We start from the raw sequence: 437 nt of genomic DNA, 5'->3' as shown, positions 1-437 counted from the left end.
GCGTAAAATGACGCTCGGTATCCGTCCGGAGCATTTTATCTTAAGCTCACAGGCGCAAGGCGGCATTCCGCTGCTGATGGACACCCTGGAAATTTTAGGTGCCGATAACCTCGCTCACGGGCGCTGGGGCGAACAGAAGCTGGTGGTCAGACTGCCGCACCAGCAGCGCCCGGCGGCAGGCAGCACGCTATGGCTGCATCTGCCTTTGGAACATCTGCACCTCTTTGATGGTGAAACAGGACAACGCGCATGAGTAACTGGCCTTATCCCCGCATCGTCGCCCATCGCGGCGGCGGTAAACTGGCGCCGGAGAACACCCTGGCGGCTATCGACGTCGGCGCCCGCTACGGGCACACGATGATTGAATTTGACGCCAAGCTGTCGAAGGACGGGCAGATCTTTCTGCTGCATGACGATAATCTCGAACGCACCAGCAA

Annotated in this window: 2 protein-coding genes; both read left to right on the top strand. The window is 59.0% G+C overall.

Annotated features, from left to right (window positions below; translation table 11 throughout):
- Nucleotides 1-253: TOBE domain-containing protein (locus tag HG543_RS54130; protein WP_169352731.1), on the top strand; the 253-nt coding region annotated here is incomplete at its 5' end.
- Nucleotides 250-437: glycerophosphodiester phosphodiesterase family protein (locus HG543_RS54125; protein WP_281404571.1), on the top strand; the 188-nt coding region annotated here is incomplete at its 3' end. The genes HG543_RS54130 and HG543_RS54125, both read left to right, overlap by 4 nt.

This window comes from Pyxidicoccus fallax (assembly GCF_012933655.1).
GTDB classification, from domain to species: domain Bacteria; phylum Myxococcota; class Myxococcia; order Myxococcales; family Myxococcaceae; genus Myxococcus; species Myxococcus fallax.
Note: the sequence above shows the minus strand (reverse complement) of the source record. Positions and strands in the feature narration are given on the sequence as shown.